We start from the raw sequence: 5,166 nt of genomic DNA on the forward strand, positions 1-5,166 counted from the left end.
CTGGCGGTGCTGCCGTATCTGTATTTCGGCCGCAAGCGCTGGGTGCTCGGGTCGCTGATCGCGGTCATGCTGGTCGCGTCGGTCACGATCGCGCTCTACCATACCGACCCGACCGTCGATTACATGGGCTATACGTTCTCGATCCACAACCAGGACGCCAAGGTCGCCAATCTGAACATCCGCTACGAATGGCTGTGGCCGCGCGCGCTCACGTATTTCGAACAGAGCCCGATCGTCGGGCTCGGCTTCGGTTCGTTCGACGATCACATCGGCAGCCTTGCGTCGTACTTCCATCTGTTTGCCGTGCCGTCGAACGTCGTGGTCGAACACAGCGACTCTCACGCCCACAACTCGTACCTGAACATCCTCGCCGAACTGGGCGTGGTCGGCCTGACGCTGATGCTCGCGTTCTTCTGGAAGCTGATCGACTGGAGCAAACAGGGGGCGGCATTCTCCGCGCTGGCTGACGGCGGCCGAAACTTTGCGGCTTACCGGTTCGTCGAGATTTCGTCGGTTTGCCTACTCGTGATGTCGGCCACCGAACACCGGCTAGTCACGCCGTCGAATGTGCTGATTCTTTCCCTGGTCATCTCGCTTCTGATCGCGGCGCGGCCGCTGACGGCACGGGTTCCCGGGTTCGATCCGCGGGTGCTGCGCAAGACGGCGGTCGTCGCGCAGCGCCCGGCTCAGGGCGTGACGTCGGCAAGACGATCCGCTTCGACCGATAGCGGCTCGCTCGCCTGATACGGCAGAAACTGTTCGACGCACGCGTACGGGAGCCGCGAATCGACGAAACTGGTCAGCGCTTTCTTGAAATTCTCCGATGAAAAGCGCTCGGCATTCTTGCGGCACTGACGAGGGTCGAAAACACCCCGATTCATTTCGAAGCGGTTCACCGCTTCGAGCAACGAGTCGGTCGTCTGCTCGCCGAAAAATACCCCGGTCGCACGTTCGAGCGGCAGGCCCACCACGGATTCGAGCGCGCCGCCTCTGCCGAACGCGATCACCGGCGTGCCGCACGCCTGCGCCTCCACGACCGAAATGCCGAAATCTTCTTCCGCCGCGAACACGAATGCGCGAGCGCGCCGCAAATGGTCGATCAGAACCTCGGACGGCTGATGCCCGAGGATTTGTACGTTTTCACCGGCAACGGCCCGGATTTTTTTCATCTCCGGACCGTCGCCGATCACGACCAGCTTGCGCTGCGGCGTCTGCGAAAACGCCTGCACGATCAGATCGATACGCTTGTAAGGCACCATGCGCGATGCGGTCACATAGAAATCCTCTTTGTGCGTACCGAGTGTCATATTCGCGAGATCGACCGGCGGATAGATCACTGTCGCGTCGCGTTGGTACGCTTTGCGAATACGCCGCGCAATGAATTGCGAATTGGCGAGCAGATAATCGACGCCATTAGCCGAGCGCGAATCCCAGCCGCGAATGTAGTGCAGCAGTACCCGTGCGAGCGCGGAGCGTAAGCCCTTGTCCAGACGGGATTCCCGCAGGTACTGATGCTGCAGGTCCCACGCATAGCGGATCGGCGAATGAATGTAACTGATATGCACCTGGTTCGGCCCGGTCAGCACGCCTTTGGCGACCGCGTGCGAGCTGGAAATGACGAGATCGTAGCCTGACAGATCGACCTGCTCGATCGCAATCGGCATCAATGGCAGATAGGCGCGATAGCGCCGCCGCGCGAACGGCATCTTCTGGATAAACGACGTACTGACGGACTTCCCCTTCACGCACTCGCGGTCTTCGAGAAAATCCACAATCGAGAAGATGTCCGCATCGGGGAAACATTCGATGATGTTCTTCAATACTTTTTCGGCGCCCGCCGACACTACTAGCCAATCGTGAACAATAGCGACTTTCACTTCGACCTCCCTGTGACATTCCAACCGCACCCCGACGAACCTGCTTCGCACTGCACTGCGTCAATCATCCTTGCCAGCCTGCGCCTGGGTACGCAGCCCGCACGCGACGCGAACCCGTGCCAGTGCCCGCTCCGCTCCCGGCAGCAGACCAATGAGTTCGAGGCGGATCATCACGCTTAGCAAAATCACCGCCAATGTCCCCTCACCGATCACCCGCGCAGACGCCATGCCCATCGCGCCGAAGTGAGGCGCGAGCGCCAGTGCCGAGCACAGGTTGACCAGCCCCGAGGCCACGCCGGCAATCGCGAGCAAACGGTCCTTCTTGCGCGGCACGAATACATAGAACGCGACGAACTCGTTGAACGCCGCGAACGGAAACATCCATGCGAATACTTGCAGCACGTGCGAGCTCGGTTCGAATGCGGGACCGAGAATCAAAGGCAGCACGAACGGCGACAGCGTGAGCGCACCGCAAAAAACCAGCATTCCGTAGCCGAGCAGCAACGTGGCGCCATGACGCGTCGTCACGTGCGCGCCCTCTTTGTCGCCGTGCGCGAGTTGCCGGGTGATCGTCGGAATAAAGACTTGCGACGCCGGGCCCATCAGGCTCAAACCGATCGTCGCGAAACGCTCGGCCGCGCCAAAGTAGCCGACCTGCGCGGGCGTGGACAGCAGCGTCAACAGATAGGTCGACGATGCGGTGAGCACGACCGAGCCGGACGAATAGCAAAACAGCATCGTCGAGTTGCGCACGAGCGGCGCGATACCCGACAGGCTCAGACGCGGCAAGCCGAGCTGCCACGTGGTCAGGCCATATGAAATGATCGAAGACGCCACGCCGGCAATCAGCAGACTCGCCAATACCCATACCGCGTCACCCGGACCCTTGACGAAGGTCAGGACCAGCACGAGGCTTACCGCGAAGCCGAACACCTCGATCATGATCGGCGTTCGGAAGTGCTGACGCCCCTGAAACAGCCAGCCGAGATTGAGCGCCGAAACGATGCCGAGCACGGTCGCGAGCAAACCGATCAGCGGCCGCTCGGACAAGACGGGCGAGCTGAATGTCGCCACTATGCCGATCACGCCACCGGCGACAGCCAGCAGCAGCCGCGCGCTCACCTGTAGTGAATAGATCTGGTTGCATTCCTGCGCGGTGTGCGCTTTCGACACCTCCCGCATCCCGACGTACGTGAATCCGTAGCTGACGAGCATCCAGATCACGTTCATCAGCGACATCGACGCCAGCACCCGCCCATACTCGGCCACGCCAAGCACACGGCCGTAAAACGGCACGACGATGATGAGGTACACGTACCTCATCAGGTATCCGCCGTACACAAATGCGATGACGTTGGCGCTCGCTCGTCGACTCATGCCGCCCTCCGTGGCTCCCACCTTCAGCGCCCGGCCGCGCGACGACGCGCTAGCGGGTTGGCGATATAACGCACGGCGAAATCGGACAGCGGCGAATAAGGCACGAGACACAGACTCGAAAGCACGAGCGTGCCAAGCTTTTTCTTCAGACTCCAGAATGGATTCGCGACGATCGTGTGCAGATAGTTGCCCGAGTCGCGTAACATCCAGCGCCAGCGCGAAAACAGCTTGGCCCGATAGACACTGGAACAGAACGTCGCTTTCTCATGCGAAAAGTCGAGAAATGCCGGTGGAAGTTCTATGTCCAGCCGGTCTCTCGCAATGTTCCTCAGAATGGCCCAACGCATATTGAACGCACGCGGCGCTTTGGTCAGTTGTTCCGAGTTGGCGAACGACACCGTTTCGCTGCCCGCGTTATGCACGCGATAGCCGCCTAACGACTTCGGTACGTTTGCAATCGGCCCGGTCAGCGCAACCCCGTAAATCGCGTAAAAGTCCGCGCCATAGCGATTCACGCCTTCTTCGGGGACTGGAAAGATTTTCCGCAGCGAGCTGACACGGTAAGCGTTGCCCGACGCGGGCGGCGACGGATAAAGCCACCCTCCGCGCAACAGCCTGCCGCAGTCGGGCGGCGGCTCGCTGTTCGGCACGAACGTGCCAGTCAAGGCGCCGTCGCCGTCCATCACATCCAGCCGGAATTGCACCTTTGCCCACGCGCCGGATTGGAACACCTTCATTACCTCGGATGCCGCGCCCGGATACAACACGTCGTCCGAATCGAGAAAGATCACGAACTCGGTGTCGATAAACCCGATCGCATGGTTGTACGCGGACACCTGACCGCCATTTTCCTTGCAGACCGACAGAATGCGCTTTCCGTACGTTTCCATCAGCGCGCGAGAACCATCGGTCGAACCATCGTCGATCACCATTACCTTGACCGCCGGGTAGTCCTGTGCGAGTGCCGAGTCGATTGCGGCGGCCAGATAGTGCTCGTAGTTGTAGTTGCAAATTGCAATGGTGATCTGTTTCATGATGCCTCAACGCTATCTGTCAGGTTCAATCCACCGGCGCCCGGTGTTCGCAAAGCTTTCGACCTATGGCTACCCCGTTCGTTGCGCGGCGCCGCGCACAACCAGGTAGGCCAGGTGATTGGGCGCATTGTTGCCACCGCCATTTTCGCCCTTCGGTTCGTCATGACTGTCACCGTTCACCTCGTCCGGCACCCGGAAACGCACTTTCATCAGGTCGTTATCCCAACTCACCGCGGTATCGTCGGCGGCGCTCGCGTCGCCACTCAGCGCATCGATGAAATCGGCGCGCACCGCGCCTGAACGCATCGACGTGAGCCCGCCAATGGAAATGGTTTGCCAGCCCGCGGGCGCTCTCACCTGCATCACGAGGTCGTTACCGGAAAGCAGTGCTTTCGCAGCAACGCCCGGGCCACACTGCACCTGTTTCGGGAAGCCCGAAAGCTGGGCGCCCGCTGTCTGACGAAGCACGATCAAGCTTCGACCCGACACGTTGTAAGTTCGCGCGGGCGGGCCACGATGCGTGAGACGGAAAGGCTCATAGCCGTCCCAGTGATAGATCATCGATACATATTTGTTCGGATCGTCCCAGTTCCTGCCCAGCGCCCACACCGCAAGATCAAAGAAGTAGCGAGGCAGGTAGTGCGGATCCTTCATGTATTCGTTGCCGATCTCGGTTTGCCAGATGCCGCGCGCGGGACCGTTTTTCACGTACTGCTGGTACAGCGACTCGAAGTCGGAAACCGGCAGATAGTGCGTGTCTATGTAATCGACCCAATCGAGCATGCGCTGGTTCGATTGTGGGCTGCGGTACTCGAGCCATTGGCGGAAGTTGTCGAGGCCACCCTGGTCCGGCCATCCCCCATAGACCACATACGCGT

General features: G+C 60.4%; 4 protein-coding genes and 1 pseudogene. 1 reads left to right on the top strand and 4 read right to left on the bottom strand.

The genetic code is table 11. The annotated features are described in order from the left end of the window. The coding region (locus tag VGH68_RS26430) for an O-antigen ligase family protein (RefSeq protein WP_331606669.1) at nucleotides 1–744 on the top strand (744 nt) is incomplete at its 5' end. Here the strand turns inward: VGH68_RS26430 and VGH68_RS26435 are convergent. The 4 genes and pseudogenes from VGH68_RS26435 to VGH68_RS26450 form a co-directional block, all read right to left on the bottom strand. Beyond that, the gene (locus VGH68_RS26435; protein ID WP_331606670.1) at nucleotides 687–1,877 is read right to left on the bottom strand and encodes a glycosyltransferase family 4 protein; all 1,191 of its coding nucleotides are present in this window, start codon (nucleotides 1,875–1,877) and stop codon (nucleotides 687–689) included. The genes VGH68_RS26430 and VGH68_RS26435 overlap by 58 nt on opposite strands. 60 nt (nucleotides 1,878–1,937) lie before the next feature. Further along, nucleotides 1,938–3,254 carry an oligosaccharide flippase family protein gene (locus VGH68_RS26440; RefSeq protein WP_331606671.1) on the bottom strand — a complete coding sequence of 439 codons (1,317 nt, stop codon included), beginning with the start codon at nucleotides 3,252–3,254 and terminating at the stop codon, nucleotides 1,938–1,940. A 23-nt stretch (nucleotides 3,255–3,277) separates the two neighbouring features. Next, nucleotides 3,278–4,288: a glycosyltransferase family A protein gene (locus VGH68_RS26445; RefSeq protein WP_331606672.1), complete on the bottom strand. Its 1,011-nt coding sequence runs from the start codon at nucleotides 4,286–4,288 to the stop codon at nucleotides 3,278–3,280. A gap of 69 nt (nucleotides 4,289–4,357) precedes the next feature. Beyond that, a pseudogene (locus VGH68_RS26450) lies at nucleotides 4,358–5,166 on the bottom strand (hypothetical protein); the annotation flags it as partial.

The organism is Paraburkholderia sp. (assembly GCF_036488505.1).
GTDB lineage: Bacteria > Pseudomonadota > Gammaproteobacteria > Burkholderiales > Burkholderiaceae > Paraburkholderia.

What these genes read in the sequence shown, in the direction of transcription:
- VGH68_RS26445 (WP_331606672.1), bottom strand. Translation starts at nt 4,288, where the DNA reads ATGAAACAGATCACCATTGCAATTTGCAACTACAACTACGAGCACTAT.
- VGH68_RS26440 (WP_331606671.1), bottom strand. Translation starts at nt 3,254, where the DNA reads ATGAGTCGACGAGCGAGCGCCAACGTCATCGCATTTGTGTACGGCGGA.